Origin of the sequence: Luteitalea sp. (assembly GCF_044337415.1) — a bacterium.
Classification (GTDB): domain Bacteria; phylum Acidobacteriota; class Vicinamibacteria; order Vicinamibacterales; family Vicinamibacteraceae; genus Luteitalea.
Window position 1 is genome coordinate 1 of sequence record NZ_JBIINP010000051.1, and the last position, 26,687, is coordinate 26,687.

Sequence of the window (26,687 nt, forward strand, 5' to 3'; positions counted from 1 at the left end):
ATTGGGAGTACGCGCTCATCTCGCGCGAGGCGCCGCCCGATCAGAGCCCGGGCAGCGGCAAGTTCGCGATGGCCATCGAGATGTGGAAGAAGCTGCCGGTGCCCGTCGCCAACACGATCGGGCCGCTCATTATCGGAAACATCCCGTAGCAATTAGGAATTCAGAGTTCAGAATGAAGCGCAGCTCGGGGCAGCTAAGGCAATTCAGAATTCAGAGTTCAGAATGGAGCGCAGCTCGGGGCAGTGCCATCAGGTCGGGAGTCGCGGGCTGGTGTCAGAGCCAAGCCGGGCACTCTGAATGCCTGCTCAGCGAGTACTTCGGCAGATCCGTCGGTGCTGGCCCCGCGCTGAATTCTGAATTCCGAACTCCGAATTCCTGCAGAGCGCTTCGGTAGATCCGACAGTGCTAGCCCTGCGCTGAATTCTGAACTCTGAACTCTGAATTCCTGCCGTGTTCTTCGGCAGGGCTGACGGTGTTGGCCCCGCGCTGAATTCTGAATTCTGAACTCTGAATTACTCGAGTGCGCGTATCGCGATGACGGTCTGGTCGTCGTGCTGCGGGGCGCCTGCGGCGTGTTCGGCGGCGGCGGCGTTGATGGCGGTGATGATGCCCGCGACGGGGGTGCCGGCCGCGGCCAGGCGGGCAAAGAGCGCCTCGAGCCGGTCCTCGCCGAACTCCTCGCGGTCGGCGTCGTGGCTCTCGGCGATGCCGTCGCTCACCAGCAGGAACACGTCGCCTGGCGCGTAGGCGACCGTCCGCTCCTCGAGTTCGACGCCGAACAGGTCGCCCGCGACCAGCCCGAGGCCCAGGCCGCGAGGCAGGATGCGGCTGACGGTGCCGGTGGCCGCCTGCCAATGCAGCAGCGGCAGGTGGCCGGCGCGCACCACCGTGACCTCGCGCGTGCGCGTGTCGAAGAACGCGCCGAGCACGGTCACGAACGCGCGCTTCTCCATGTCGCGCCCGAGCAGGTCGTTGGTGCGGACCAGCAGCTGGCGCGGCGGCAGGCCGAAGCCATGCAGGCTGCGGACGATGCCCTGGAGCTTCGACATGTACAGGGCGGCGGAGGTGCCCTTGCCGCTCACGTCGCCGATCATCACGCCGAGGCGACCCTCGGTGCCCTCGAGGTAGTCGAAGTAGTCGCCGCCGACCTCCTGCGCCGGCACCGACACGCCGGCGACGTCGAGGCCCGTCACCCTCGGCGCGCGCTGCGGCAGCGATTCCAGCTGGATGCGGCGCGCGATCGCGAGTTCCTGCCGGACGCGCTCCTGCGCCGCCAGGTTCTCGTAGAGGAAGGCGTTCTCCACCAGCAGCGACGCCTGCCCGGCCACCGCACCGAGGAACGCGAAGTCATCGGCCGTGTACGCGGCCTCCGACAGCTTCTCGCCGACGAAGATCACGCCGCGCAACTCGTCGTGGCCGCCGATCGGGTACAGGTAGTGCACCTGCGCCTTCCGCAGCGCGAGCCTCAGGCGCGGTGGGGCGTACTCGGTGTCGAGCTCTCCCTCGCGCTCGCCACCGCGCGCGCCGCGGAGCACCGAGACGGCGTCCTCGACACAGCCGGCGCAGAAGATGTCCCAGTCGCTGCCGTCGAAGCCGATCGAGCGCTTCGAGCTCACCAGCCGATCGCCCTGCACGAACACCACACCCGCACGCTTGACCGGCATCAGGCGGTGCATGACCGTCAGCAGGCCCTCTGCGAGCCCGTCGAGGTCCATGCGTGGTCCCATCACCTCGCCGAACTCCCGCGCGGCGCGCCGGTAGTCGTAGCCGCCCTGGTAGTACTGCTCGGCGAGGAAGCGATGCCCTCGCTTCAGGAGCGCGCGGAACGCATACGCGAGCACGACGGCGCCCGCGATGAGCACGCCCTTCTCGAAGACGTCGTTGCGCACGGCCTCCATGGGCGTGGGCATCACCTCGAGCGCATCCTGCGTGAGGCGCACGTTGGGCAGCACGAGCTCGACGTGCATCAGGCGCCACCACAGCCATACCCCGGCGGCCACGATCGCCGCCGTCCAGGCCGAGCTGATCACGAGGTACTGGATGTTCCGCCTGACGCGCAGGTCGAGCTCGAGCAGCCGGTACCGCCCGATCACCAGGAGATAGACGACGAGCACGCCGAGGTAGAGCAGCGCCCCGAAGCTCTGGATGACGGGCACGGTCACGGCGGGCACCGCGCCGCGCCGCTGGCCGAGCACGCCGAGGAACACCGTGACGATCGTGAAGATCACCGCAATCGACGTCGACACCGACAGCGGCCAGGCGATCTGGCGATCTTCCGGGCTGTAGGTCCGGCGGGTGCCGGCGGCGGCGAGCGTGGCGTACAGGAGCATCAGCGTCGCGCTGGGGATGAACAGGCCGTCGACGTTCACGGGGGCGTTCCACGTCAGCACCAGCGTCGCCGCGGCCAGCAGCGTGGCCAGCGCGTAGGCCCCGCGCAGCGTCTTCCGGCGGGCGACCAGGCCCGGCCGCTCGCGCGGGAAGTACTTCAGCGCGTGCAGCCACAGCACGATCCCCAGCGTGGCGGCCAGCGCCAGCGCCACATCCGAGCTGAACACGTACCAGGTCGGCAGCGTCCGGCGCGGGCGGTTGAGGATGACCGCGATCGCGAAGCCGGTGCCGATCCAGCTGAGCCCGAGGTACAGCGCCGCCTTGATGTGCGTGCGCAGCGACGCGATCAGCGTGCCGCTGACGATGTAGAGGAAGCCCACCGCGAACAGCAGCAAAGCCCCAGTGCCGATGCCGAACGCCTTCAGCCGCACTTCGAGCGTGAGCGTCTCGCCCTCGCGCAGCACATCGTAGGCGCTGACGCGGCCGACCTGCGACATGCGCATGATGCGATCGGCGTCGGTCGAGCCCGAGAAGCCCTCGCCGTTGATGCGCGTGATGACGTCGCCGGGCAGCATGCCCGCCAGGTCGGACGCGCCGCCGGGCGTGACTTGCATCACGAGCACCGTGTTCTGGATCGACCGGATCGCGTCGCGCAGCTGCGCCGCCGGCACCACCACCGAGACGACCTGCCCGCGCCGCGCACGCAGCACCGTCACCTCGACACGCTCCAGCGCAGCGAGCGTATCGCGGGCGCCACCGGCGCCGTTGAAGATGCGCTGGCCGTCGAACTGCATCAGCACGTCGCCCGGTTCGACCGACGACGCGGCCGACACCTGGCGCGGCACCAGCGGCGCCGCCGGGCCGTCGAGGGCCCGTGGCGTGCCCGGCGTGCCTGCCACCCGCTCGACTACATAGACCCGCGACAGCGGATCGATGAACAGGTTCTCGTCGGTCGCGGCGCGACCGACGATGAAGAGGTTGAGGGCGGCAAGGACCGCCAGCGTGACCCCGAGCGCGGCGACGGCCGCGCGCAACAGTGCCCGTGGGCGACTGGTCGTCGGGGTCATCTGCTGCGGGTCAGGGCTGCGACGGCGCGGCCGGCTGGCCCGGGCGCGGCGGGGCGAAGGGCAGCACGTCGGGCATCACGCGGACGCCGGTCGAGAAGGTGACGGGCGCCGGACCACCGACGTCGAACACCACCTCGAGGAAGCCGGCACTGAAGCCCTTCGCCGGGGCCTCGACCTTCGCGCGGTACGCGCCGGAGGCGTCGGGTTCGACGGGCGTGGACTTCCAGACGGCGCCGAGCGTCTCGACGCGGAAGTCGCGGGCCGCGGGGTTGGTAGCCTGCCAGAACGTCACCTTCGTCGGCTTCGTCTCGGGCCGGATCTCGAGGACGCCGTCCTTGCCGGCCTTCCAGGTGAACTTCGGGCGCGGGAGGTTCTTGACGATCGACGCATAGAACCCCAGCAGGTCGGTCGGCGCATTCGAGCCCTTGAGCGAGTGGTCGGCGTTGGGCGTGTAGCGCAGGTACTTCTCGCCCTTCAGGTCGTCGAAGTAGAACTGCCAGGAGTCGGGCAGGAAGAACTGGTCGCCGCTGGCGTTGATGATGTACTTCGGGATCGCCAGGCGATCGCGGTACGAGTACGGCTCGACGAGCGCCAGGAGCTTGTCGAACCGCGGGTCGTTCATGCGGTCCATGATCCCGTGCGTCACGTAGTCGCCGACCGCGGGCGCCCAGAAGCCGTAGGCGCGGTAGTGGTGGATCATCGACGGCCGCATGTTCAGCACGTCGATCACCGCCGGCATGATCGCGACGACGCGGCTGTCGACCGCCGCGGTGGTCCACGTGGTCCAGCCGCGCTTCGAGCCACCAGACACGACGAACTTCGTGATGGCGCGACGGCCGCCCTCGGGCGACTGCGCGAAGGCCTGCACAGTGTCCATGGCGCGGACGGCGGCCTTGGTCATCGGGAAGCGCGCCAGCCACTGGTCGTCGCCGCCGTCGAGGAACTTGCGCCAGCCGTAGGCGATGAGGTCGTCTTCCTTGCGCGCCACGCCGTCGTTGAAGAAGGTGAGCGGCTGGTTCGGGATCATCCGCAGCTCGGTCACGATCGTCTTCGTGCGCGCGGCAATCGCCGCCAGCATGGCGTCGGTCTTCGGCGTGGCGGCGCGGTCGTTGCCGCCGCCGGCGATGAACAGCAACGACGTGTCGCTCTCGACCGCCTCGGGCCGGATCACCGTGAGGTAGTGCTTCCACTCGGTGCGATCCACCTCGCCGGGCTTGCGCCACGTCTGCGACGTCATCTCGAGGGTCGTCACCACCAGGGTGCCTTCCTGACGGGTGCCGACGACCGCCCACTTGTAGGCGGGATCGGGCGTGGCGACGTAGCGATCCAGCGACGTCGCCGACGCATCGGCCAGCGGCACGCGCAGCGGTTGAGCGAGCGCGGGTGCGCCGATGGCGAGGAGCCCCACGAGGGCAGCGGACAGGAGGCGGGTGGACATCGGGACGGGACCTCGTTCAGCCGAAGACGACGGATTGCAGTGTATCAAGCCACTGCGCCACCGCGTCCGCGACGCGGGCGTACTCGTCGGCCTGCCGGGCGTCGCGCGCACGCACCTCGAACCCGTGCCCGCCGAAGGGCATGTCGACCACCTGGGGATGGGCCCCGGCCGCTGCGAATTCCCGGCGGATGTCGTCGGGGCCGCCGAACGGGTCGCGGCCCCCCTGCACCACCAGCAGCGGCACGTGAATCGCGCCCAGGTGGGCCACGCGCAACTGCTCGGGCTTGCCGGGCGGGTGGAGCGGGTAGCCAAGCGCCACACACCCGCGCACCTCGGCGGGGGCGTCCGCCTCGGCCAGCAGCATGGTGGCCATGCGTCCGCCCATGGACTTGCCGCCGATCGCCAGGGGCGCCTCGGGCCAGCGCCGCGCCACGTCCGTGACGAGGGCGCGCCAGGCCGCGACAAGGACGGGCGCGCGGTCCGGGACCTTCCGCTTCGCGCTGATGTAAGGAAAGTCGAACGTGACCACGCGCACACCGCGCGCGGCGAGGTCGCCGGCGCGCGCGCGCATCCACGGGTGCGCCTGCCCCGCCCCCGCCCCGTGCGCCAGGATCAGCGTGCGGCGTGCTGGCGTGCCGGGCTCGTACAGCGTCGCCTGGAGGTCGCCGGCCGACGAGGCGATGGTGAACGAGGACATCGGGACATTCTATGGGCGGCTCAGGGCTCAGGGCTCAGGGCTCAAGGCTCAAACAGAAGACTCAGGGCTCAAGGCTCAGGGCTCAGACCGACCGCTCGTCCAGCTCACGTCTTTGGGCCAGATCATCAGTGAGCTCTCTGAGCCTTGAGCCCTGGGCCTCGAGCCGTCATCATGCGGCTATGCCCGACCGACGCGCGTTCCTTGCTTCACTCGCGGCGCTGGCGGCCGCGCCGACGGCCCTGCGTGCCCAGGACGGTACGGTGGCGACGGTCACCGGCGACGTGCCGGTGCGTGACCTCGGCATGGTGCTGATGCACGAGCACGTGCTGGTGGACTTCATCGGGGCCGACAAGGTCAGCCGTAGCCGCTACAACGCCGACGAGGTCATCGAAGTAGCGCTGCCGCACCTGCGCGAGGTGAAGGAGCTGGGCTGCCGCACGCTCGTGGACGCCACGCCGGCCTTCCTCGGCCGCAACGTCGCGCTGTTGCAACGGCTCTCGGAGGCATCGGGGCTCCTCATCGTCAGCAACACGGGCTACTACGGCGCGGCCGGCGACAAGCACCTGCCCGCGCATGCCTTCAAGGAGTCGGCCCGGGAGCTCGCGCAGCGCTGGATCAACGAGTGCCGCCGGGGCATCGACGGCACCGACATCATGCCGGGCTTCTTCAAGATCGGCGTCGATGGCGGTGAGCTCTCCGACGTGGATCGCAAACTCGTGGAGGCTGCCGGTATCGCGCACAAGGAGACGGGCCTGCCCATCGCGTCGCACACGGGCAATGGCCCTGCGCACCAGGAGCTGGACGTGCTGGAACAGGGAGGCGTGCCGCTCGACGCCTTCATCTGGGTGCACGCGCAGTCGGCCGGGGACGAGGGCCAGCTCAAGCGCGCGGCCGAGCGCGGCGCCTGGGTCGAGTTCGACGGGGTCGGCCCGGACAGCGTCGATCGCCATGTGCAGCTGGTGAAGATCATGGCCGAGGCGGGTCACCTCGGTCGCGTGCTCGTGTCGCACGACGCCGGCTGGTACCACGTGGGCGAGGAGCGCGGTGGCAGCTTCCGTCCGTTCGACACGGTGTTCCGCCGCTTCGTGCCCGCGGTGCGCGAGGCGCTGGGCGAGGAGGCGGTCACGCAACTGCTCGTGACCAACCCGGCCCGCGCCCTGGCGCGGCGACGCTGACCCGAGCGCGCCCGGCCGGGTGACGGGTGTCGCTCGCCGCGGGCGATCTCGCGTACGATCCGCGGCCATGTCCACAGTGATCGCGCTCTTGGGGTTCGTCGCGCTCGTCTTCGCGCAGCCTGCTGCGCCGGCCCAGGACGATGCGAAGGTGTGGTCGCACTACGAAGCGTGGGTGGCGGCGTTGCCGGCGCTGCCGCCGGGCGAGCGGGTGGCCCAGGTCGACCGCTACGTCCAGCAACTCGTATCCGAGGGCGTCGCGAAGGACGAGGCGACCCGCCGGTTCGAGCGCATCAACGTCATCAGGCGAGCCTCGTCGGCGCGCGAGATGGTGTACTGGAACGGCTCCTTCAAGTCGGGCGGGGGCCCCGATGCGCCGCTCCAGTTGCTGCAGGAAACCGTGCGGCACCTGAAGCCCGGACGCGCCATCGAGCCCGGTGTCGGTCGCGGCCGCAACGCGATCTGGCTCGCCGGTCTCGGATGGGACGTCACCGGCTACGACATCGCGAAGGATGCCCTCACTGCGGCGCAAGCCGCGGCAAAGAGGGCCGGCGCGCGCATCAGCACGGTCGAAGGCAACCACGACACCTTCGACTTCGGGACGGCCCAGTGGGACCTGATTCTCTGCGCCTACTGCTACATGGACATCGACGACCCGCGCTGGCCGCTGGCCTTTGCGCGCGCCCTCAGGCCCGGCGGCGTCGTTGTGTTCCAGACATCCCTGAACCCACGTCGCAGCGTCGCTGAACTCGCTGCCATCTGGAAGGACTTCCACATCCTGCGGGCCGAGGATCTGGACGCCGGGATGGAGTCCAACGACTGGGCGCCCTCGCGCACGGTCCCCACCGCGCGCCTGGTCGCGCGCCGCAAGTGAGCGCGTGACGGTCGACTGGCCATCGGTCCTGCGCGACGGACCGGCCCTGCGCGAGGCCGGCCTCTTCGTCGCCGAGGGGCGCATCGTCATCGAGCGCCTGCTGGCTGGCGCTGGCGGAGGTATCGACGCGATCGTCTCGGTGCTCGCGACGCCACCGGCCGTGGCGGCGCTCGCGCTCGACGCGCGCCTCGGCGATCGCCTGGATGTCCGCTCCCCGCGCGAGATGGAGGCGGTGACCGGCTTCAACTTCCACCGCGGCCTGATCGCCCTCGTCCGTCGCACGGCGATGCCGGCTCTCGATGACCTGCTCGCGCCGACCTCCCGGTTCACTGCCGACTCCCGACTCCCGACTGCCGCTTCCGAGGTCCCTGACCGTCGCGCGAGCGCGACGGCGACGTCCGATGGTGAAGCGACGGCGACATCAGGTGGTGAGGTGTACGACTGCCGACTGCCGACCCCCGACTGCCGTGCATCGTTCGTCGTTCTCGAACACCTCGTCGACGTCGATAACGTCGGCAGTTGCTTCCGCAATGCGCGTGCGTTCGGCGCGGCCGCCGTGCTGGTGGACGAGCGATGCGCCGATCCGCTCTACCGCAAGGCCGTGCGGACGTCGCAGGGGGCGGTGCTCGAGGTGCCCTGGGCGAGCGCGTCGATGAGCGCGATCCTGTCGGCGCTCGACAAGCATGGGGTGGCGACGGTCGGACTCACGCCGCGTGGTGGCGAGGGAGCTCGAATCCCGCAGCGCCTCGACGACGTGCTGACACACATCGACCGTGGTCGACCGGTGGCGCTGCTGGTGGGCAACGAAGGCAGCGGCCTCAGCGGCCCCACGCTCGACGCCTGCACGCACCTGGCCTGCATCCCGATGGTCGAGGGCGCCGACTCGATCAACGTCGCCACTGCGCTGGCGGTGGCGTTGTATCAGGTGGCACAGCGGTAGGGCGCGGTCTCCGACCGCGCCGTTGATGACAGCGGCCGCGTGGGACACGCGGCCCTACCTTGAGCCCTGAGCCTCGAGCCTGCTCTATTGCGCCTTCCTGCAGTCCGAGTGCTGGCAGTAGCAGCGGAACTCGGTCTCGGGCGCCGACTTGCAGTACTCGTTGCAGTACTTCTGGCTCACCGGAATCTGGCACGTGCAACTGGGGTGGGCGCACTTGTGCGTGGCGTTCGGGTCCATGGACGGCCTCCGATGGCCCGGAGTATGCGCCTCGGATCCACGCGCAACCAGCGACTCGCGCATGCCCGCATGTCGATGCGGTGGCCGCGTGAACCGCTCAGCTCGCGGACACAACACACCGGCGACAGGCCACGAGCGGCAGGCTGCCTGTAGCCTGCCGCCCGAACGCAAAAAGGGCGGACACCCCTGAGGATGCCCGCCCTTCTGTGCCTTCATGGGCCGGGCTGGGACAGCCGGCCCTACCTTCCTGAGCCTTGAGCCCGAAGCCCTGAGCCCTGAGCCTTCTCCTAGAACACCACCCGCACGCCGAGGCGCAGCACGCGCGGCGCCACGATGCCGGTGACGTTGTTGGCCGTCGACGCCGCCTGGTTCAGGTTGCGCGTCAGCACGGTGTTGACGTTGAACACGTTGAAGATGTCCAGGCTGCCCTCGATGCTGCGGCGGCCGAACGAGAAGCGCTTGGCGACGCGGGCGTCCATCATCTGGAACTTGTCGTAGCGGTTCTCGCCGAACGGCTCGAGCACCAGGTTGACGGCACCGGCCGCGCCCGTGCGGTTGGGCGACAGGATGCGCTGCGGGAAGAGGTACCCGTCGCGGATCTGGTAGGTGGCGCCGAGGTTGATGTCCCAGGGCGCCGTGTACACGCCGGCAATCTTGAACATGTGCTTGGCGTTCACGAACACGTTGTCGATGCCGCTGCCGCCGGCCTCCACGGCGTACTGCTGGCCGTTGAAGATCTGGAGGTTGGTCGGATCGAACGTGGCGCTGTAGCCCTGGATGCTGCTGAAGTTGTCGACCGCGTCGTTGTACGCGTAGTTCATGTCGAGCATCCAGCGGTCGGCCATGCGCTTGGTGAACGTGGCCTCGATGCCGTTGAAGTCACGCGTGTAGCCGCCGCGGTTCACGAGGCGCTGCGTGCCGGGGATGCTGATGTTCGGCTGGAAGTACGTGAGCTGCGGGCACGAAGGCGCCGCGGCCGCGCAGGTCGGCTGGTAGGTGACCGGCTGCCAGTTCGACGCCGCGATGCCCTGCCGCTGATCGAAACGGAAGTCCGAGTAGTTGCGGTAGATGTAGGTCAGCGACACCGCCATCTTGTTGGTGAGCTGGTGGTCCACCGACGCCGTCCACTCGATCGTCTGGTCGTTCTTGAGGCCCGGGTCCACGGTGTTGGTGGTGCCGAGGAAACCCGGGTTGTCCGGGTTGTAGTTGCCGCTGAAGGTGATGACCGCCGAGCGCTGCAGGTTGACCTCGTTGACCTGCACGAAGCGGTCGCCGTTGGCGTCGTTCCACGGGAACGAGATGCTGGCGGCACTGACCGGGTTCAGCGTGCCGGACAGGCTGCCGGGGGCGATCTGGCCGTAGTAGATCGAGAACGACGACCGCGCCACGGTGCGACCCGTGCCGAAGATGTCGTAGCCGGCGCCGATGCGCGGCGACCAGTTGCTGAACACCACGCCCGAGTCGGCGCCCTGGAAGGCGATGCCCGGGAGCCACTGCGGGATCAGGCGGTTGGACTCCACCGAGCTGGCCAGCGCGGCGTCGTCCTGACGATCCCAGCGGATGCCGGCGGTGAGGGTCAGCTTGTTGCGCGTGTAGGTGTCCTGCGCGAACACGCTGTGCGTCGTCATGTCGTACTCGGTGGCCGCACTCCGCCAGAACTGGGCGCGCTCCGGAACGCCATTGCGGGTCTGGGCATACACGTCGCCGCCGTAGACGGTCGACGAACTCGCCGGGGTACCGCGGTAGTTGTAGCCGACCTTGAACGCGTGGTCGCCGCCGAGCGTCGCCGGCTTGAAGTAGGTGCTGGTCAGGTTCACGCTGGTCGCCGGTCGGTCGAACGTCGACTGGTTGAACGAGCGCTCCCAGCGGCCGGTCCCGAGGTCGTTGAGCGGCTGGATGTCGCGGTTGCCGGGTTCCTGGAACAGCAGGCCGAAGCCGCCGCCCACGTACGCGTACGCCGCCTCACCGATCCAGCGGTCGCTGAACACGTGGCGGTCGCTGGCCTTGTGCGTCCAGACCGGACCTTCCTGGATGTAGGTCGTCTCGAACGGACGCGTGTCGCTGGCGTCGCGCGCGTTGCGGATCTTGTCGGCGAAGTTGCTGTGCCAGGTGAACGTGTTGCCCGAGAAGAGCAGCGCGCTGCCCTTGATGTTGTAGTTGTCGAGCACCGTCAGGTCGGTGTTCAGGCACTTGTTGATCTCGTCGACCGGCAGCGACTGCGAGAGCGGGTCGGAGGCGTTGACCGGGCAGCCGGGCACCTTCTGGTAGAAGTTGACCACGCCCACCTTGATGTCGTTCTTCGAGTACGAACCCCAGAACCAGGCGCGGCCCTTCCAGATCGGCCCGCCGCCCTCGATGCCGTAGTCCTTGATGTTCTGGATCGGCGCGCCCGAGCGCGCGCCCTGGGCACGCAGCTCGTCGGTGAGGTTCACCGAGCCGAGCGACTCGTCGGTCCAGTAGTACCGACCCGACCCGCGGACCGTGTCGCTGCCCGACTTGGTCACGAGGTTGATGCCCACGCCACCGGTCTGCTGCGTCACGTCGTTGCCGCCGGTGCTGATCTGCATCTCCTGCAGCATGTCGAAGTCGTAGTACACCGCCGAGGCGCCCGTGGCGGCCTGGTCGGTGATGTCCACGCCGTCGAGCAGCCACTTGTTGTTGGTGGTCGTCGCGCCACGCGAGATGTAGCCCGACTGCTGGCCCGACTGGCTGCCGCCCACGTTGGCGCGGTCCATGGCGATGCCCGGCGTGCGCTCGAGCATGACCCACGGGTCGCGCGCCGAGGGCACGTTCTGCAGCTGCTCCTGCGTGTAGTTGCTCTTGGTGCCCGTCTTGCGGGTGTCGACGATCGGCGCCTCGCTCGAGACCGTCACCGTCTCCTGCAGGGCCGAGACCTCGAGGGTCGCGTTGGTCGTGGTGTTGGAACCCACGCCCACCGCCACCTTCTCGACGATCACCGTGCGGAAGCCGGTCAGCTCGAACTTGACCGTGTACGCGCTGCCCGGCTGCAGGCCGGGGAACTGATAGGTGCCCGTCTCGCCGGTCGTCGCGGTGAGCGGCTGGATCAGCGCGCCGCCCGAGACCGTCACCACCACGCCGGGCAACACCGCCCCGGACGCATCAGCCACTCGGCCCACGATGTCGCCCGTCGGGGCCTGCGCCGTGGCCGGCGTGACCCCGACGAGCAGTCCAAGCGCCGCCACAAGGGCGAGCAATCTGCCTCTCATCCGTTCCTCCTCAAGAGTTCCCACACGTGCCGGACCGCCAAAGGCAGCCGACTCCAGCCCGTCAATAGAGGTGGGGTAGACCTGTGGCCGCCACGGAGCCCTCACTCCGAGGCGTGTGCCACCAGCCGTCCGCAGGCCGGGCCGAACCAAGCGCCCGCCGGGACCAACCCGCACCGAACGGGGAGCAGCAAAGCAACCCTCCTGCCAGAGTGGTCGGGCTGGAAAACCTGAGTGTTTCTCCGACTAGGCAGGTCTCCGATAGGGCCAGACACAGGATCTTTGGATCTGGTGAATCCAAGGAACCGTACGGCTTTGAATGGAAAAGTGGTAAGGCCAGTGTGCGTGGAGTGCCAGAAAACGGCTCAACAGAGCCCTCGGAAGGCCTCAGTTGAGGGATGCGACGCGCCGGCGGAGGTTCTTCACGTGCTCCCAGACCGCCTCGAACTCTTCCTTGACGTCCGTGTCCTCGTCCTCGGCGCGGGTGTGCCGCGCCGTGAGGGCCAGGTACCGCTCGAGGTCCGCCAGGGCGGCGCCATACTGCCCCATCTGGTACGCCAACAGGCCCCGGTCCCGCAGCTCGGTCAGCGACGTCGGATCCAGCGCGAGCAGCAGGTCGGACACGTCGCGCGCCTGCGCGAAGGACCGCAGCCGGGCGTACGCCCGCTTCAGGTTCACCAGCATGCGGACCAGGATGTCCTTCTTGAACGCCGGCGCCAGCAGGCCGCGGTCGAACCGGGCGTGCTCGCCCGCGTGCCGCGTGAGCATCCGCGCGCAGTCGCGTTCGGTCAGCACGATGCCGCCGTGGAACGGATCGAGGATCAGGTCCTCGGTCGGCGCCGCATCCCCGAGCATGCCCTTGCATCTCACGAGGAAGTGGCCAGGGAAGTTGATGCCCTCGAGCCACAGCCCCACCCGACGCCCGACGTGCAGGTAGATGATCGACAGCGTGATCGGAATCCCGGTCCGACGGGCGATCACGTCGTTGAGGAAGCTGTTGCGCGGGTCGTCGTACTCACCGACGTTGCCCGTGAAGCCCTCGGTGTCGAAGAGGCACAGCCCGAGCTGCTGTACATGCCCCTGCACGTCGCCTGGCGCGGCCGAAGCCTGCACGAACGCCGTCGTCCGCTCCACGAGCTTCTGCAGCGCGTCGAGGGTCTCCTGGCGACGCAGGTGCGGATGCTCGAGGCGCGCCAGCTGCAGGGCCGCCTCGGCCAGGTCGTCCTCGCCGGGCCGCTGTGCCATCGCGACGAAGGCGTCCATCTCGTCGCGCGTCACGCGGGCGCCCCGCCGGCGACCAGCGCCTCGAGGTCGGCGACCGTCACGTCGGCGATCGACGGCCGGACCATCTCCGCGCTCGGCAGCCGATCGGCCGTGTACGACGTGAGCACGCCGATCGTGCGCAGCCCGGCGCCGCGCGCCGACTGCAGGCCCCACTCCGAGTCCTCGATGGCCACGACGTCGGCCGGGCGCGCGCTGGCGGCAATCGCCCCGCCCTCGCGCAGGAGTTCGAACGCGCGGGCGTAGGGGTCGGGCGCCGGCTTGCTCCGCGGCGTCTCGCCTGCGGCGACGATGATGGGGAAGCGTGCCCGGAGGCCGCTGCGGTCGAGGATGAGTTCGATCTCGTGCCGCAAGGCGCCAGACGCGATCGCCACCGGCACGGCGGCCGCGACCCGCGCAATGCAGTCGGCCGCGCCGGGATAGAGCGCGTGGTCGCCGATGACCTGCGGGAACAGGCGCTTCTTGGTGTCGAGCAGCGTCTCGAGCTGCGCCTCGCCGATGGACACACCCCTGTCGCGCAGCACGTGCGAGAACGCGTCGCGGTCGCTGTACCCGAGGTACTGCGCGTAGTACTCCTCGTCGCTCAGCGTGACGCCGATCTGCGCCAGCACCACCTGGAACACGTGCAGGTGCACCGGCTCGCTATCGGCCAGCACGCCGTCGAAGTCGAACACCACCGCCGCGAGCGCCATCAGGGCTTCCTCATGCGCTCACCGGCGCGCACCGGCACGGTCAGCCGGTTTTCGGCCGGCGGAATCGGGCAGTCGTACCTGGGGTCGTAGAAGCAGTACGGCTGGTAGGCCATGTTGAAGTCGAGGTCGTAGAGGCCGGTGGGCGTGCGGTTGAGGTCCATGTAGCGGCCCGACGCGTACGTCTCGAGTCCGGCGGTGAGGTCGCGGAACGGCACGAAGAGACGGCGAGCCGCCGTGTCCTCGGCCGAGATGAAGGCCGTGAGCTCGTAGGGCTTCCCGTGCAGCGAGAACTTCAGCTTGCCCGCCTTGCGCATCTGGCGCCGCTGCCCGGTGGACGTGGGCATCTCGAAGGCGGGAGATTCGGCGTCCGACAGGCGGGCCAGGGCGGCCGCCGTGCGGTACGACGGGTCGATGGGGTAGTACGCGAGCGGCACGAACCGATCGAGCTCCGCCTTCGGCACCGGCGAATCCTGCGCCTCGCGGAACATCGCGTCCTTCTCGGCGCGGTGCGCCGCCACGCTCGTTCCGTGGTCGACCTGCGGCGGCTGCGTCGAGCAGCCCACGCACAGGGCCAGGATCGCCACGGCCGGCAGGGCTCGTGCGATGGGAAGGGGTCTCACAGGGAAAGCATACCGTGGCGCGCACGTCAGCTGAATGCCCGGCATGACGAGCGGCCCGCGTCGCGTGCCCGTGCCGCAGGTGGCCTGCATCCCATCGCCTGTGGCCTATGGTGCCTCGATCAGCCTCGTGATCGCGCGCAGGCCATCGTCGCCGACGTCGAGGCTGTGCTCGTTCACGTACAGCGCGATGTGCTGCGCGCAGACCTCCTCGGACATCTCCTGCGCATGCGCCCGCACGTAGGCGCGGCTGGCCTCGGGATGCGCGAAGGCATGCGCCACGGACGCGCGGATGGCCGCTTCTGCGGCGAGACGCGTCGCCTCGTCGAGATCGGCGCGCGCGCAGATGCCCGCCAGCGGCACCGGCAGGTGCGTCTCGTGCTCCCACCAGTCCCCGAGGTCGATCACCTTCACGAGGCCATGGTCGGCATAGGTGAAGCGGCTCTCGTGGATGATGAGCCCCGCGTCGACCTCGCCCGTTTCGACCGCGCGCAGGATCTGGTCGTAGCGCAGCTCGATGGCGTGTTCCAGGGGCCGGGTTGGGACAACCGGCCCTACCGTACCCAATGAAGTGGGTAGGGCCGGCTCTCCGAGCCCGGCCGCCGCGAGGCGCAGCAGCCGATACGCGGTTGTCTCGCGACCAGGAATCGCGATGCGCCCGGATGCGGCCTCGGCCAGCGACATCGCGCGGCGCGCCACGACGAGCGGGCCCACGCCGTGCCCGAGCGCGGCGCCGCTCCGGAGCAGTCGATACCGATCACCGACGGCGGCGAACGCGCCCACGCTCAGCTTGGTGAGATCGAACTCACCCGTGTGGGCCCGGCGGTTCAACTCCTCGATGTCGAGCAGCACCGGTCGCACGCGGAAGGGCATGTCCACCAGACCATGCGTGAGCGCATGGAACGCGAACGTGTCGTTGGGGCAGGGCGAGTGGCCGAATGTCAGTTCACGCACGGGCCAGTTCCTCGACGATCCGGCCCGTGGCAGCGACGATGGCCTCGAATGCCGCATCGAAGTGCCATCGCGCCCGGTCGGCTTCCTCGATGTCGTTGGAGATCGCCCGCACCTCGAGGGCTGGCACGCCGGCCAGCTGCGCGGCGCGCAGCACCGCAAAGCCCTCCATCGCCTCGACCTCGGTGTCGAGCGTGCCGCCGATGCGCCCGCTCGTGCCGATTGCGAGCCGCAGCGCCTCAGGACACGCGCGCGAGGCGGCCTCGACGAGCCAGCGAGGTGGCGCGAGCCTCGACGGAGCGAACCGCTCGGGCACGCCGAGGTCGTGATAGCGCGATTCGGTGCCGATGACCAGTGTCGCGGGCGCCATTGCGGACTGCCGGCGCGCGCCCGCAATCCCCACGTGCAGGATCGTCGACGGCCGGTCCGCCGCAATTGCCGCCGCCGTCGCGACCGCGGCGTCCACCGGCCCGACGCCGCACACGAGCGTGCGCCAGCCCGCTGGCGTCGCGAGTTCGCGATCCGTGGCCGCGACGACGAGGACGCGATCGATCGATACAGGCATGGAATTCAGAGTTCAGAATTCAGAATGAAGCGCGGGGCCGGGCAACGCCACTGTCGGCCAGGCCCGCCCATGAGAGTTCAGACGTCAAGGTTCAACATGACGCGCAGCTCGTGGCATCGGCACCCCGGCGTGATGGCCGAGTTCCTTGCCCAACCGGCCCGGAGATGGCGGTGTGCGCCCCGCGCTTCATTCTGAACTCTGAACTCTGAACTCATACCTGTTCGAACAATCCCGCTGCGCCCATGCCGCCGCCGACGCACATCGTGACGATGCCGTAGCGGCCGCCGCGGCGCCGCAGTTCGTGGATCAGGGTGGCCGTCAGCTTCGCGCCCGTGCAGCCGAGCGGGTGTCCCAGCGCGATCGCGCCGCCGTTCACGTTCACCTTGGCGAGATCGAGCTCGAGATCATGCGCGCAGGCCAGCACCTGGCTGGCAAACGCCTCGTTCAACTCGATCAGGTCGATGTCGGCCAACGTGAGGCCCGTGCGCGCGAGCAGCTTGCGGACGGCCGGGACCGGGCCGATGCCGAACCGCTCGGGAGCGACGCCGGCCGTCACGTACGCCACGAGCCTGGCGATCGGCGTGAGTCCCAGTTCGCGCGCCCGGGTCTCGCTCATCACGACGACGGCCGCGGCGCCATCACTCATCTGCGACGCGTTGCCGGCGGTCACGGTGCCTTGCACGTGAAAGGCGGGCCGCAGCTTGCCGAGCGCTTCGATGGACGTGTCGGCGCGTGGCCCCTCGTCGGCGCTCACCAGCACGGGCTCGGGAGCGAGCGCCGTCGCGCCCGCCGCACCGAGGCGGCTGACCGGGACCGGCACGATCTCGTCGGCGAACCGTCCGGCCGCCTGCGCGGCCAGTGCGCGGCGGTGACTCTCGAGCGCGTACGCGTCCTGCGCCTCGCGCGAGATCCGGTACTCGCGTGCGTGGTTCTCGGCCACCAGGCCCGTCGTCAGGTACACGTCCGGGTACGAGGCCACGAGCCCAGGGTTGGGCGCGATCTTGTGGCCGCCCATCGGCACCAGGCTCATCGACTCGGTGCCGCCCGCCACCACGACGTCGGCACCGCCGCTGCGGATGCGGTCGACGGCCGTGGCGATCGCCTCGAGGCCCGACGCACAGAAGCGGTTGACCGTCATGGCCGAGGCCGAGTGCGGCACGCCGGCGCGCAGGCTGGCGATGCGCGCCACGTTCATGCCCTGCTCGGCCTCCGGCATCGCGCAGCCGAAGACCACATCATCGACCAGCGCCGGATCGAGGCCGGGGACGCGTTCGAGCGCCGCCGTGATGGCCATGGCGGCGAGGTCGTCTGGCCGCACGAACTGGAACTGGCCGCGCGGGGCCTTGCCGACGGGCGTGCGGACGGCTGAGACGAGGACGGCATCGGTCACGGCAGTGTCTCCACGAAATCGGCGATCTCCCGGGCGAACGCCTCGCGTCGCGTCACGAGACCCCAGTGCCCGGTGCGGTCGAGCGTCACGTGCCTGGCGTTGGGCAGCCACTCGAGCATCCGGCAGCTCGCCTCGGCGGGCACGATGCGATCCAGCCCGGGTTCGCCGGTGACGAGCAGCGTTGGCTGCGCGACGACGCGGCAGTCGGCGACGAAGTCCTCCGGCTCGATCAGACGGATGCGCTGCGCCATGCGATCGGGTGAGTGCGGTGCCCGCACGACCCGGCCGAGCAGCCCGAGCGCGCGCGGCACCCACGCCGCGCCGTGCGCCGCGCGCAGTTCGGGCACGATGCGTCCGGGTGAGCCGGCGATGAACGCCGGTGCCATCAGGCGCGGGTGCGCCACCCAGCGGCGGATGCGGTCGTCGGGCGCGAAGTCGGCGTTGAGCGGCGAGGCCAGCACCAGGGCGCGCACGCGCTCTGGGTATCGCGCCGCAAGTCGCAGCGCGATGAGCCCGCCGTACGACACGCCGCACACGACGGCCGGGCCGTCGGTGGCGCGGTTCAGCGCGTTGAGGGCTTGGCGGACGAGGTCGTCGAAGGTGCGCGGCGCCAGCGGCGGCACGGCCCCGCGCTCGCCGCTCAGCGAGTAGCTGACCACGCGATGGCGACGCGCGAGTTCCTGTATCGCGGGCCGCGCCCACTCCCACCGGCCCTGGATGCCGGGAATCATCAGCAGGGTCGGTCCCTGCCCCGCGACGATCATCAGTTCCTCAACGGCTTGCCGGTCTGGAGCGTGTGCGCGATGCGCGCCTGCGTCTTCGGCTCGCCGCACAGGCTCAGGAACGCTTCGCGCTCGAGGTCGAGCACGTACGACTCTGGCACCTCGGTGGCATGCGGCACGTCGCCACCGGCGAGGATCCAGGCGAGCTTCCGGCCGATCGTCGTGTCGTGGTCGCTGATGCGGCCGGCGCGATGCGCCAGGTGCACGCCGAGGTCGAGTGCGGCGCGCACGTCGGGCCCGCCGACCGGAATGGCCGTCGGCCGGTGACCGGGCACATACGCCGCGGCCCGCGCCTTCACGAGCGCACGTGCATCGGCATGGAGCCGGGATCGATGCATGGTGATGCCGTCGCCGTCGCGCAGGTAGCCGAGGTCGCGTGCCTGCGGTGCGCTCGTCGACACGGTGGCAAAGCCGATCGTCTCGAACACCTTCTGCACGAAGGGCAGCGGGTCGGCCTGCTTCGACGGGCGCTTGCCGGCCGCTCGCCAGAGCATCTCCTTGGTGCCGCAGCCCGCGGGGATGAGACCCACGCCCACCTCGGGCAGGCCCATGTACGTCTCGGCCGCCGCCTGCACGGCACACGCGTGCAGCGACATCTCGGTGGCGCCGCCCAGCGTCAGGCCGTTCACGGCGTTCACCACCGGCACCTGCGCATCCCGCAGCGAGAGCACCGTGGCCTGGAACGCGCGCACCATCGCGTCGACCTCGTCCCAGGCGCCCCTCTGGGCCGCCATCACCAGCAGCATCAGGTTGGCGCCCGCCGAGAACGCCTGGCCCTGCGTGGCGATCAGCAGGCCGATGCCGTCCTGTTCGGCACGCGCGATGCCGGCGCGGATCATGGCCAGCGTGTCGCCGCCGATGGCGTTCATCTTCGAATGCAGCTCGACGGCGAAGATCCCGTCGCCCGTGTCGACGACGGATGCCGCGGCGTTGCTCTCGACCACGGCATTCCGATCGCGCGCATTCGCGAGCACCAGCAATTCGGCCGGCTCGGCGTGGAACGGCCGCGTGCGCACCGCGTTGCGCCCGGCCGCGAGGGCTTCGGCGAGGATCGCGGGTGGCTCGGCGCCCATCGCGTCGAGGAACTCGCGGATACCGATGGCGTCGATGATCTCGAACGGCCCGAGGTCCCACCCGAACCCCCACCGCATCGCCCGGTCCACATCGTCGATGTCGTGGGCGATGTCGGGCCACACGCGCGCGGCGTGCAGCAGCGTGTCGCCGAGCGTGGCTCGCGTGAACGTCGACTCATCCGACGTACCCAGCAGCAGCGCCTTGATGCGGGCGCCGGCGCCGCCCCGTACGTCGCGGAGTGCATCAAGCACCGGACGCGCCACCGGGGTGCGCGCCACGTAGGTCGACGTCGCCGGATCGAACACCAGGATGTCTGATGCGCCGCCGGGCCCCTTCACCCGCTTGAAGAACCCCTGCCCGGCCTTCTCGCCGATCCAGCCACGCTCGAGCAGGTCGCCGACCTTCGGCCCGAGGGTGAACAGCGCCTTGAGCCCCGCATCCGTCGTGCGCTCCGCAAAGTTCCGGGCCACCCAGGCGGCCACGTCGAGGCCCGAGAGATCGATGGTGCGGAACGTGGCGCTCTTCGGTCGTCCGATGGCGGGGCCGGTGAGCGCGTCGATGGTGTCGATGTCGAACGGGCCCTGTTCCCAGGCGTGCAACACCTTGAACAGGCCGTAGAGTCCGAGGTGATTGGCGATGAAGCTGGGGGCGTCCTTCGCCACCACGACGCTGCGGCCGAGCCTGACGTCGAGCCAGTGCCGCGCCCGCGCGAGCGTCTCGCCGCTCGTGGCGGCCACCGGGATGACCTCCACCAGTGGCATGTAGCGGGGCGGGTTGAAGAAGTGAGTGCCGACGAAGTGCTGCGCGAAGGCCTCCGAGCGGCCCTCCACGAGGCTGGCCAGGGGCAGGCCCGACGTGTTGGAGCTCACGAGCGTGCGCGGGCCACGTCCGGCGTCGATGCGCGCGAAGAGCTCACGTTTGGGCTCGAGCCTCTCGACGATCGCCTCGATCACCCAGTCGGCACGGGAGAAGTCGGCATCGGCAAGGGCGCCCGTGCGCACGAGCGCCGCGTGTGCCGGGGTGAACAGCGGGTCGGGCTTGAGGGCCTGCGCGCGCTTCCACCCCGCGGCGGCCGTGGCCGCGTCGACGTCGACCAGATGCACCTCGACGCCGGCGTTGGCCAGGTGCGCGGCGAGCTGCGCCCCCATGGTGCCCGCCCCGACGACGATCGCTGAACGAAGGCTCGTGTTCACGATAGGCGGATTATCGCCTGTTCGTGGCGCTGTATCGGGGCATAATTCGCAGCCATGCGCCGAACGTTCGTCCCTGCCGCGCTCCTGCTCGCTTCCCTGGCCGTGACACCCCTGGCGCACGCCCAGGCGCCGCCACGCGCCCAGAGCCAGGCGCGTCCCGCGGCGGCCGCAGGGCAGCGGTTCGACCGCACCAGGCTCGCCACCGTCGTCCCGGCGGTCGAGGCGGCCATCGCCCGCAAGGAACTGCCGGGCGCCGTCGTGGCCGTGGGCACAGAGCGCGCCGTTGAGTGGCAGGCGACGATCGGGCAGCGGCAGGTACAGCCCACGCCCGAGCCGATGACGGCCGACACGATCTTCGACGCCGCATCACTGACCAAGGTGGTGGCGACGACGACGGCGATCATGCTGCTGGTCGAGGAAGGCAAGCTCCGGCTCACCGACCGCCTGGCGACGTATCTGCCCGGCTTCGAGAAGTACGGCAAGCGCGACATCACGATCCGCCACCTGCTGACGCACACGTCCGGCCTGCGGCCCGACCTCGAGTTCAACCCCGAGTGGAACGGGTACGACACCGCCATCAGCAAGGCCATCGACGAGGTGCCCGTCGCGCGCCTCGACGAGCGCGTCATCTACTCCGACATCAACTTCTTCCTGCTCGGCCACCTCGTGAAGGTGGTGTCGGGCCAGCCGCTCGACGAGTTCACGCGCACGCGGGTGTTCGTGCCGCTCGGGATGAAGGACACGATGTTCCGGCCGCCAGCCTCGCTGGCCCCGCGCATGGCGCCCACCGAGCGCTGCCGCCCGATCTCGTTCCCGTGCGGGCAGCCCGACGGCACGTGGCTGCGCGGCGTGGTGCACGACCCCACCGCGCGTCGCATGGACAACGTCGCCGGGCATGCCGGGCTGTTCACGACGGCGGCCGACCTGGCGCGATTCGCGCGCATGCTGCTCAACGGCGGCACGCTCGATGGGGTCCGCATCATGGCGCCCCTCACCGTGGCGCGCATGACGGCGCCGTCGACCCCGCCGGGCGAGCGCAACGTGCGCGGCCTCGGCTGGGACATCAACTCGAGCTACTCGTCGAACAAGGGCGACCTGCTGCCGGCGCGCTCCTTCGGGCACACCGGCTTCACCGGCACGTCACTCTGGGTCGACCCGGGCACGAAGACGTTCATCGTGTTCCTCTCCAACCGTGTGCACCCCGACGGCAAGGGCGACGTCGGCGCCCTCCGCGCGCGCGTCGCCAACATCGTCGGCGGGGCCATCCGCGTGGCGCCTGCGCCTGTCGTGGACACGCACGACTTCTCGGCCGTCGGCCCTTCGGGCACCGTGGGCGGCCGCAGCGTGCCGCTGCGGACCATGACCGGCATCGACGTGCTGCAGGCCGAGGGCTTCGCGCGGCTGGCGGGCCGGAAGATCGGCCTGCTCACCAACCACACGGGGCGCACGCGCGGCGGGCAGTCGACCATCGACGCGTTCGTCGCGTCGAAGAACCTCAGCGTCGTCGCGCTGTTCAGCCCCGAGCACGGCATCCGCGGCATCCTCGACGAGGACGTGCCCTCGTCGGTGGACGAGAAGACGGGCCTGACCATTCACTCGCTCTACGGCAAGACCCGACGGGTGACCCCGGAGATGCTGCAGGGCATCGACACGATGGTCGTGGACCTGCAGGACATCGGCGCGCGGTTCTACACGTACATGTCGGCGCTCGGCTACCTGCTCGAGGACACGGCGTCGCGTGGCATCGAGGTGGTCGTGCTCGACCGGCCCAATCCGATCAACGGGTGGCAGGTCGAGGGGCCGAGGCCCGATCCCCAGCCCGAGGGCGCCGAGCGCAGCTACATCGCGTACTTCCCGACGATGCCGGTGCGGCACGGGATGACGCTGGGTGAGCTCGCGAAGCTGTTCAACGAGGAGCGGAAGATCGGCGCGAAGCTCACCGTGATCGAGATGCGCAACTGGTCGCGCGAGGCGTGGTGGGACGAGACGGCGCTGATGTGGGTGAACCCGTCGCCCAACATGCGCAACCTGACGCAGGCGACGATGTATCCGGGGATCGGCGCAGTGGAGTACGCGAACCTGTCGGTGGGACGCGGCACCGACGCACCGTTCGAGCGTATCGGGGCCCCCTGGATCGATGGGCAGATGCTGGCCGAGGCGCTCAATGCGCGCAGCCTGCCTGGCATCAGGTTCTACCCGATCGTGTTCACGCCCTCGTCGAGCGTGTACAAGGGCGAGGAGTGCCAGGGCATCTACTTCATCGTCACCGACCGCACGTCGCTGCGCCCCGTGCGCGTGGGCCTCGAGATCGTTGCGGCCCTCGCGAAGCTGTTCCCGGGCAAGCTCGAGCTGAAGCGCACGGCGACGCTGTTCGGGTCGGCCGACCAGCTCTCACGCGCGATGACGGGCGAGGACCCGGCGCAGCTCGCGGCGCAGTGGGCGCAGGACGAGGTCAACTGGACGACGCTGCGGGCGAAGTACTTGCTGTATCGGTGACGGGAATCGGGAATCGGGAATCGGGAATCGGGTAGCGGATAGCGGGTAGAGCTCATTACCCGTTACCCGTTACCCGCTCCCCGGCTTCTAGTGTCCCGCGGCTGAGCCGTGCAGGCGCGGGTCGGCCATGCCGCGCCAGCGGCCGTCCTTGCGCGTGATCGTTGCGGCGATCGTCCAGCCCGTCGATGGCACTTCGAAGAACGTGAGTCGGTGCCCGAGGCGTTCGAGCGCCGTCGCGGTGGCCGGCTCGAAGCCGTCCTTCTCCATCGCGACCGAGTCCGGCAGGTGCTGATGATGGAGGCGCGGCCCGCTCATGGCCGCGCCCACGTCCTGGCCGTGATCGAGGACGGCCGACAGCAACTGGAACACGGTGGTGATGATGTACGGGCCGCCGCTGGCGCCCGTGACGAGTGCCGGCGTGCCGTCCTGGCCGAAGACGATCGTCGGCGTCATCGCCGAGAGCATGCGCTTGCGCGGCGCGATGGCGTTGGCCTCGCCCTGCACGAGGCCGAACTGGTTGGGTGCGCCGGGCTTGCTCGCGAAGTCGTCCATCTCGTTGTTGAGCAGGAAGCCTGCGCCCGTCACCGTGACGGCCGACCCGAATCCCGAGTTGATCGTGGTGGTGAGCGCAACGGCGTTGCCGAGGCGGTCCGCGACGGAGAAGTGCGTGGTGTGCGGCCCGTCGCCGCTCGCGCCCGTCCGCCCCGAGACCTCGACCGACGGCGTGGCGCGTGCCACGTCGATCGACGTACCCAGTGCCTGCGCGAACGGCCTCGACGCCAGGCGCGCCACGTCCACCTTCACGAAGTCCGTGTCGCCGAGCTGCTCGTTGCGCACCGCGAAGGCGCGCCGCATGGCCTCGGCCTGCAGGTGCAGCGTGGCTGGTGCGTGCCATCCGAGGGCGCGCAGGTCGTGCGCCTCGAGCTGCTGCGCGATCATCGCGAGCGTCAGGCCGCCTGACGACGGTGGGGGCATGCTGGCGACGCGGTGGCCGCGGTAGGTGAACGTGATCGGGTCGCGCCACTTCGCGTCGTAGCTGGCCAGGTCGTCGTGCGTGATGATGCCGCCGCCGCGCTGCATCTCCGCCACCAGCAGGTCGGCGGTCTCGCCGGTGTAGAAGCCGTCGCGGCCGCGTTGCGCGATGCGCGTGAGCACGCGCGCGAGGTCCGGGTTCACCAGTCGCGTGCCTGCCGCGATCGGCTGCCCACCCGGGAGGAAGAGGCGTGCCGACTCGGGGAAGCGTGCAAGGCGCGACGCCTCGGCTGTCACGCCGTTGGCCAGGTCCGCCGACACGACGAATCCGCGGGCGGCAAGGTCGATGGCCGGCTGCACGAGGTCGGCCCACGGCCGTGTGCCGTGGCGGCGATGGAGTTCCCACAGGCCCGCTACGCTGCCCGGGACGCCGGCGGCGAGGTGACCCGTGACCGAGCGGTCCGTCGGTGCGCCGTTGGTGTCGAGGAACATGTCGCGTCGCGCGCGTCCGGGCGCCATCTCGCGGAAGTCGAGGGCCGCGGTGGTTCCGCCGACGTGCAGCACCGCGAGTCCTCCGCCGCCGACGTTGCCGGCCTCGGGCCAGACCACCGCCAGCGCGAAGGCGACGGCGATCGACGCATCGACGGCTGTGCCGCCCGCCCGCAGCACGTCGAGGCCCACCTGCGTGGCGAGCGGCGCGTCGGTCACCACCATGCCGTGCTCACCGGTCGCGACGGGCGCGTCGAGGCGATGCGGCCAGGCAGCCGGCACTGCGCCGGTCGTCGTCGGCTGGGGAGAGGTGGTCGAGGGCGGCGAGGCGGGGCCGGCGCAGCCAGTCGCGAGGGCCAGCACCAGCAGCGAGGCAGCGTAGCGAGTGGTCAAGACCTGCATTATCGCGCCGCGTCCGCCCTTTCGATGTTGTCGCCTCCCTGGGATCAGAGCGTCGCCGTGCCTTCGAGCTTGCCGAGGGCGCGATCGAAGGTCCCGAGCGGCAGGTGCCCCGCCGCCCGGGCCAGTTCGACCACGAGGCAGTCCGAGAAGCCCAGCGCGGGGCGCCGCCGGAACACGTGGAGCGCAGCCTGCACGGCCTCGGCGTGCTGGAGCACCAGGCTTCGATGGTTCAGCAGCATCTCGACTGCCAGGGCGATCTGGCGGGCATCGCGCTCGTAGACGGTGCCGAGCACCCACGTCGCCTCGACGAGCACGATCACCGACACCCACGCGCCCGGCTCCACGAAGGCATCCGCGCCCTCCGCCTGCCGCGCGTCGTCTCGCGCCAGCAGGCGGACGAGCACGTTGGTGTCAACCGCGCGCATGGCGCGTCCGGACGTGCGCCCTGATTCCGTCCTTCAGGGCGCGAAGGGACTGCCTGGCGGGAGGCGCATCGCCGAACAGGGCGTGCTGGATGTCCTCGGAGGAGTACGTGCCCGAGCGCCGGACGACGATCGCTTCCCCCTCCTGCGTCCACTCCAGTACGGACCCCGGCCCGACGCCGAGCTTGCGTCGCACCTCGGCCGGCACCGAGACCTGGCCCTGGGCCGTGAGCCGTGAACGGGCGATGACCATGAGGGCACATTACCACGGTAATGAGGCGTCGGGCCTGCTCCGACCCGCCCCGCGGACCAGCAGCGGCAGTGCCTCATGCCGCTGCGTCCGGATGGTGTCGAGGCGCAAGGCGCACACGGTGCCTGCCAGTCGGGGCTGATAATGCCGCCATGCACACCCTGCGCTCCACGGGCCTCGTCGCCGCATGTCTGTCAGGGGCTCTCGCGTTCGGCGTGGCGGCGCACCCTGCCAGCGCCCAGCCCGCGCCGAATGACTGCCTGCCGCTCACGCCGACGGGCACACAGGGCGGCGCGCTGCTGCCCGGCGGGCTCATGAACGTGCGGTTCGGGGGCACCGAGCGCTACCCGATCGCACTCGACGTCTATCCGCACGCCGATGCGGCCACGCGGCCGCTCGCCGTCGTGCTGCGCGGCGGGAAGGGGACGATCGGCCAGCGTTCCTCGTACGTCGGGCAACTGGTCGAGCTGTTCGGCGATGCCGGGTACGTCGTGGCGACTGTCGATTACCACGCGCCGAGCCTCGACGCATCGTCGGAGGACCTGACGAGCGCGCTGCGCATGCTGACCATGTGCCACGCGGCAGCGCTGCACGTCGATCAGTACAAGACCGTGCTCGTGGCCGAGGACAGCGCCGCTCCCATGGCCCTGCTCGTGGCTGCGCGCCTGCGGGAGCTGCGGCTCGGCAGGTTCGCCGGTGCACCGGCGCCGCCCGCGTCGGTCGTGGTCGTCGGGGGGCGCTTCACGGATGCGCCGGCTCCGGCCGTGCCGACGCGCATCATCCACGGTGGCGCCGACAGCGAGGTGCCGATCGCGCAGGGTCGCGCACTCTGCGCGCGTGCCACGGCTGGCTGCGACGTGGTCGAGGTACCCGGCGCGAGCCATCGCGTGGAGAACTGGTGGCCGTCGCAGTGGGGGTACAAGGCCGCGCTGCTGTCGTCGCTGGCGCCGCAGGTCGGCACGGTGCCACCGGCCGCCCGCGCGGCCGCAACCGGCGCAGGCCTGCGCAAGCGGATCGTGTACGACGCCGCCAACCGGTTGGCGCTCGACGCCTGGGTCCCTTCCACGCCAGGGCCGCACGGCGCCGTGGTCCTCGTGCACGGTGGCGGGTGGGAGGCGGGCGATCGCGTCACCT

At 70.1% G+C, this 26,687-nt stretch carries 21 protein-coding genes; 5 read left to right on the plus strand and 16 right to left on the minus strand.

Annotated elements, in window-relative coordinates; genetic code table 11:
- Positions 1–512: 512 nt before the first annotated feature.
- The 3 genes from ACIRDX_RS10280 to ACIRDX_RS10290 are packed head-to-tail and all read right to left on the minus strand — an operon-like array spanning position 513 to position 5,530.
- Positions 513–3,395, minus strand: coding sequence for a SpoIIE family protein phosphatase (locus ACIRDX_RS10280; protein WP_396625329.1), 2,883 nt, complete (start codon positions 3,393–3,395; stop codon positions 513–515).
- Positions 3,396–3,405: 10 nt separating this feature from the next.
- Positions 3,406–4,833: a PhoPQ-activated pathogenicity-related family protein gene (locus ACIRDX_RS10285; protein WP_396625330.1), complete on the minus strand. Its 1,428-nt coding sequence runs from the start codon at positions 4,831–4,833 to the stop codon at positions 3,406–3,408.
- Between the two features lie 16 nt (positions 4,834–4,849).
- Entirely contained in the window at positions 4,850–5,530 is a 681-nt protein-coding gene (locus ACIRDX_RS10290) for an alpha/beta fold hydrolase (RefSeq protein WP_396625331.1), read from the minus strand.
- A gap of 179 nt (positions 5,531–5,709) precedes the next feature.
- On the opposite strand from ACIRDX_RS10290, the gene ACIRDX_RS10295 reads away from it, so the two are divergent.
- The 3 genes from ACIRDX_RS10295 to ACIRDX_RS10305 all read left to right on the plus strand — a co-directional run bounded on the left by ACIRDX_RS10295 (position 5,710) and on the right by ACIRDX_RS10305 (position 8,516).
- Positions 5,710–6,705, plus strand: a complete 996-nt coding sequence (locus ACIRDX_RS10295; RefSeq protein WP_396625332.1) for a phosphotriesterase — start codon at positions 5,710–5,712, stop codon at positions 6,703–6,705.
- A 67-nt stretch (positions 6,706–6,772) separates the two neighbouring features.
- Positions 6,773–7,576 carry a class I SAM-dependent methyltransferase gene (locus tag ACIRDX_RS10300; RefSeq protein ID WP_396625333.1) on the plus strand — a complete coding sequence of 268 codons (804 nt, stop codon included), beginning with the start codon at positions 6,773–6,775 and terminating at the stop codon, positions 7,574–7,576.
- 4 nt (positions 7,577–7,580) lie between these two features.
- Positions 7,581–8,516 (plus strand): TrmH family RNA methyltransferase, encoded by a 936-nt coding sequence (locus ACIRDX_RS10305; protein ID WP_396625334.1) that lies wholly within the window; start codon positions 7,581–7,583, stop codon positions 8,514–8,516.
- Positions 8,517–8,600: 84 nt separating this feature from the next.
- Here ACIRDX_RS10305 and ACIRDX_RS10310 read toward each other — a convergent pair whose 3' ends face one another.
- The 10 genes from ACIRDX_RS10310 to ACIRDX_RS10355 all read right to left on the minus strand — a co-directional run bounded on the left by ACIRDX_RS10310 (position 8,601) and on the right by ACIRDX_RS10355 (position 20,522).
- Complete coding sequence (locus ACIRDX_RS10310) at positions 8,601–8,753, minus strand: hypothetical protein (protein ID WP_396625335.1); 153 nt, start codon at positions 8,751–8,753, stop codon at positions 8,601–8,603.
- Positions 8,754–9,040: 287 nt separating this feature from the next.
- Positions 9,041–11,980: a carboxypeptidase regulatory-like domain-containing protein gene (locus tag ACIRDX_RS10315; RefSeq protein ID WP_396625336.1), complete on the minus strand. Its 2,940-nt coding sequence runs from the start codon at positions 11,978–11,980 to the stop codon at positions 9,041–9,043.
- A gap of 384 nt (positions 11,981–12,364) precedes the next feature.
- The gene (locus tag ACIRDX_RS10320; protein ID WP_396625337.1) at positions 12,365–13,255 is read right to left on the minus strand and encodes a SirB1 family protein; all 891 of its coding nucleotides are present in this window, start codon (positions 13,253–13,255) and stop codon (positions 12,365–12,367) included.
- Positions 13,252–13,950 (minus strand): HAD family hydrolase, encoded by a 699-nt coding sequence (locus ACIRDX_RS10325; RefSeq protein ID WP_396625338.1) that lies wholly within the window; start codon positions 13,948–13,950, stop codon positions 13,252–13,254. The genes ACIRDX_RS10320 and ACIRDX_RS10325 overlap by 4 nt, the downstream gene beginning before the upstream one ends.
- Positions 13,950–14,570 carry a DUF1684 domain-containing protein gene (locus tag ACIRDX_RS10330; RefSeq protein WP_396625339.1) on the minus strand — a complete coding sequence of 207 codons (621 nt, stop codon included), beginning with the start codon at positions 14,568–14,570 and terminating at the stop codon, positions 13,950–13,952. Before ACIRDX_RS10330 ends, ACIRDX_RS10325 begins: the two co-directional genes overlap by 1 nt.
- Positions 14,571–14,675: 105 nt before the next feature.
- Positions 14,676–15,521 carry a 1,4-dihydroxy-6-naphthoate synthase gene (locus ACIRDX_RS10335; RefSeq protein WP_396625340.1) on the minus strand — a complete coding sequence of 282 codons (846 nt, stop codon included), beginning with the start codon at positions 15,519–15,521 and terminating at the stop codon, positions 14,676–14,678.
- Positions 15,514–16,083 carry a hypothetical protein gene (locus ACIRDX_RS10340; RefSeq protein WP_396625341.1) on the minus strand — a complete coding sequence of 190 codons (570 nt, stop codon included), beginning with the start codon at positions 16,081–16,083 and terminating at the stop codon, positions 15,514–15,516. The genes ACIRDX_RS10335 and ACIRDX_RS10340 overlap by 8 nt, the downstream gene beginning before the upstream one ends.
- A gap of 211 nt (positions 16,084–16,294) precedes the next feature.
- Positions 16,295–17,473 carry a thiolase family protein gene (locus ACIRDX_RS10345; protein WP_396625342.1) on the minus strand — a complete coding sequence of 393 codons (1,179 nt, stop codon included), beginning with the start codon at positions 17,471–17,473 and terminating at the stop codon, positions 16,295–16,297.
- Positions 17,470–18,237, minus strand: a complete 768-nt coding sequence (locus ACIRDX_RS10350; RefSeq protein ID WP_396625343.1) for an alpha/beta fold hydrolase — start codon at positions 18,235–18,237, stop codon at positions 17,470–17,472. The genes ACIRDX_RS10345 and ACIRDX_RS10350 overlap by 4 nt, the downstream gene beginning before the upstream one ends.
- Positions 18,237–20,522, minus strand: a complete 2,286-nt coding sequence (locus ACIRDX_RS10355) for a 3-hydroxyacyl-CoA dehydrogenase NAD-binding domain-containing protein (RefSeq protein WP_396625344.1) — start codon at positions 20,520–20,522, stop codon at positions 18,237–18,239. The genes ACIRDX_RS10350 and ACIRDX_RS10355 overlap by 1 nt, the downstream gene beginning before the upstream one ends.
- A gap of 54 nt (positions 20,523–20,576) precedes the next feature.
- On the opposite strand from ACIRDX_RS10355, the gene ACIRDX_RS10360 reads away from it, so the two are divergent.
- Positions 20,577–23,018, plus strand: coding sequence for an exo-beta-N-acetylmuramidase NamZ domain-containing protein (locus ACIRDX_RS10360; RefSeq protein ID WP_396625345.1), 2,442 nt, complete (start codon positions 20,577–20,579; stop codon positions 23,016–23,018).
- Between the two features lie 87 nt (positions 23,019–23,105).
- Here ACIRDX_RS10360 and ggt read toward each other — a convergent pair whose 3' ends face one another.
- Genes ggt through ACIRDX_RS10375 form a run of 3 tightly spaced genes read right to left on the minus strand, consistent with a single transcriptional unit; the run spans position 23,106 to position 25,556 of the window.
- A complete protein-coding gene (gene ggt, locus ACIRDX_RS10365; RefSeq protein WP_396625346.1) occupies positions 23,106–24,872 on the minus strand; it encodes a gamma-glutamyltransferase in 1,767 nt (588 codons plus the stop codon).
- Between the two features lie 53 nt (positions 24,873–24,925).
- The gene (locus tag ACIRDX_RS10370; RefSeq protein WP_396625347.1) at positions 24,926–25,306 is read right to left on the minus strand and encodes a PIN domain-containing protein; all 381 of its coding nucleotides are present in this window, start codon (positions 25,304–25,306) and stop codon (positions 24,926–24,928) included.
- Positions 25,293–25,556 (minus strand): AbrB/MazE/SpoVT family DNA-binding domain-containing protein, encoded by a 264-nt coding sequence (locus tag ACIRDX_RS10375; RefSeq protein ID WP_396625348.1) that lies wholly within the window; start codon positions 25,554–25,556, stop codon positions 25,293–25,295. Before ACIRDX_RS10375 ends, ACIRDX_RS10370 begins: the two co-directional genes overlap by 14 nt.
- A gap of 149 nt (positions 25,557–25,705) precedes the next feature.
- Here ACIRDX_RS10375 and ACIRDX_RS10380 point away from each other — a divergent pair.
- The coding region (locus tag ACIRDX_RS10380; protein WP_396625349.1) for an alpha/beta hydrolase at positions 25,706–26,687 on the plus strand (982 nt) is incomplete at its 3' end.

Bases quoted from the DNA above. Each gene is read 5' to 3' on its own strand.
- ACIRDX_RS10280 (WP_396625329.1), bottom strand. From the start codon at position 3,395: ATGACCCCGACGACCAGTCGCCCACGGGCACTGTTGCGCGCGGCCGTC.
- ACIRDX_RS10285 (WP_396625330.1), bottom strand. From the start codon at position 4,833: ATGTCCACCCGCCTCCTGTCCGCTGCCCTCGTGGGGCTCCTCGCCATC.
- ACIRDX_RS10290 (WP_396625331.1), bottom strand. From the start codon at position 5,530: ATGTCCTCGTTCACCATCGCCTCGTCGGCCGGCGACCTCCAGGCGACG.
- ACIRDX_RS10295 (WP_396625332.1), top strand. From the start codon at position 5,710: ATGCCCGACCGACGCGCGTTCCTTGCTTCACTCGCGGCGCTGGCGGCC.
- ACIRDX_RS10300 (WP_396625333.1), top strand. From the start codon at position 6,773: ATGTCCACAGTGATCGCGCTCTTGGGGTTCGTCGCGCTCGTCTTCGCG.
- ACIRDX_RS10310 (WP_396625335.1), bottom strand. From the start codon at position 8,753: ATGGACCCGAACGCCACGCACAAGTGCGCCCACCCCAGTTGCACGTGC.
- ACIRDX_RS10315 (WP_396625336.1), bottom strand. From the start codon at position 11,980: ATGAGAGGCAGATTGCTCGCCCTTGTGGCGGCGCTTGGACTGCTCGTC.
- ACIRDX_RS10325 (WP_396625338.1), bottom strand. From the start codon at position 13,950: ATGGCGCTCGCGGCGGTGGTGTTCGACTTCGACGGCGTGCTGGCCGAT.
- ACIRDX_RS10340 (WP_396625341.1), bottom strand. From the start codon at position 16,083: ATGCCTGTATCGATCGATCGCGTCCTCGTCGTCGCGGCCACGGATCGC.
- ACIRDX_RS10350 (WP_396625343.1), bottom strand. From the start codon at position 18,237: ATGATCGTCGCGGGGCAGGGACCGACCCTGCTGATGATTCCCGGCATC.
- ACIRDX_RS10360 (WP_396625345.1), top strand. From the start codon at position 20,577: ATGCGCCGAACGTTCGTCCCTGCCGCGCTCCTGCTCGCTTCCCTGGCC.
- ACIRDX_RS10370 (WP_396625347.1), bottom strand. From the start codon at position 25,306: ATGCGCGCGGTTGACACCAACGTGCTCGTCCGCCTGCTGGCGCGAGAC.
- ACIRDX_RS10375 (WP_396625348.1), bottom strand. From the start codon at position 25,556: ATGGTCATCGCCCGTTCACGGCTCACGGCCCAGGGCCAGGTCTCGGTG.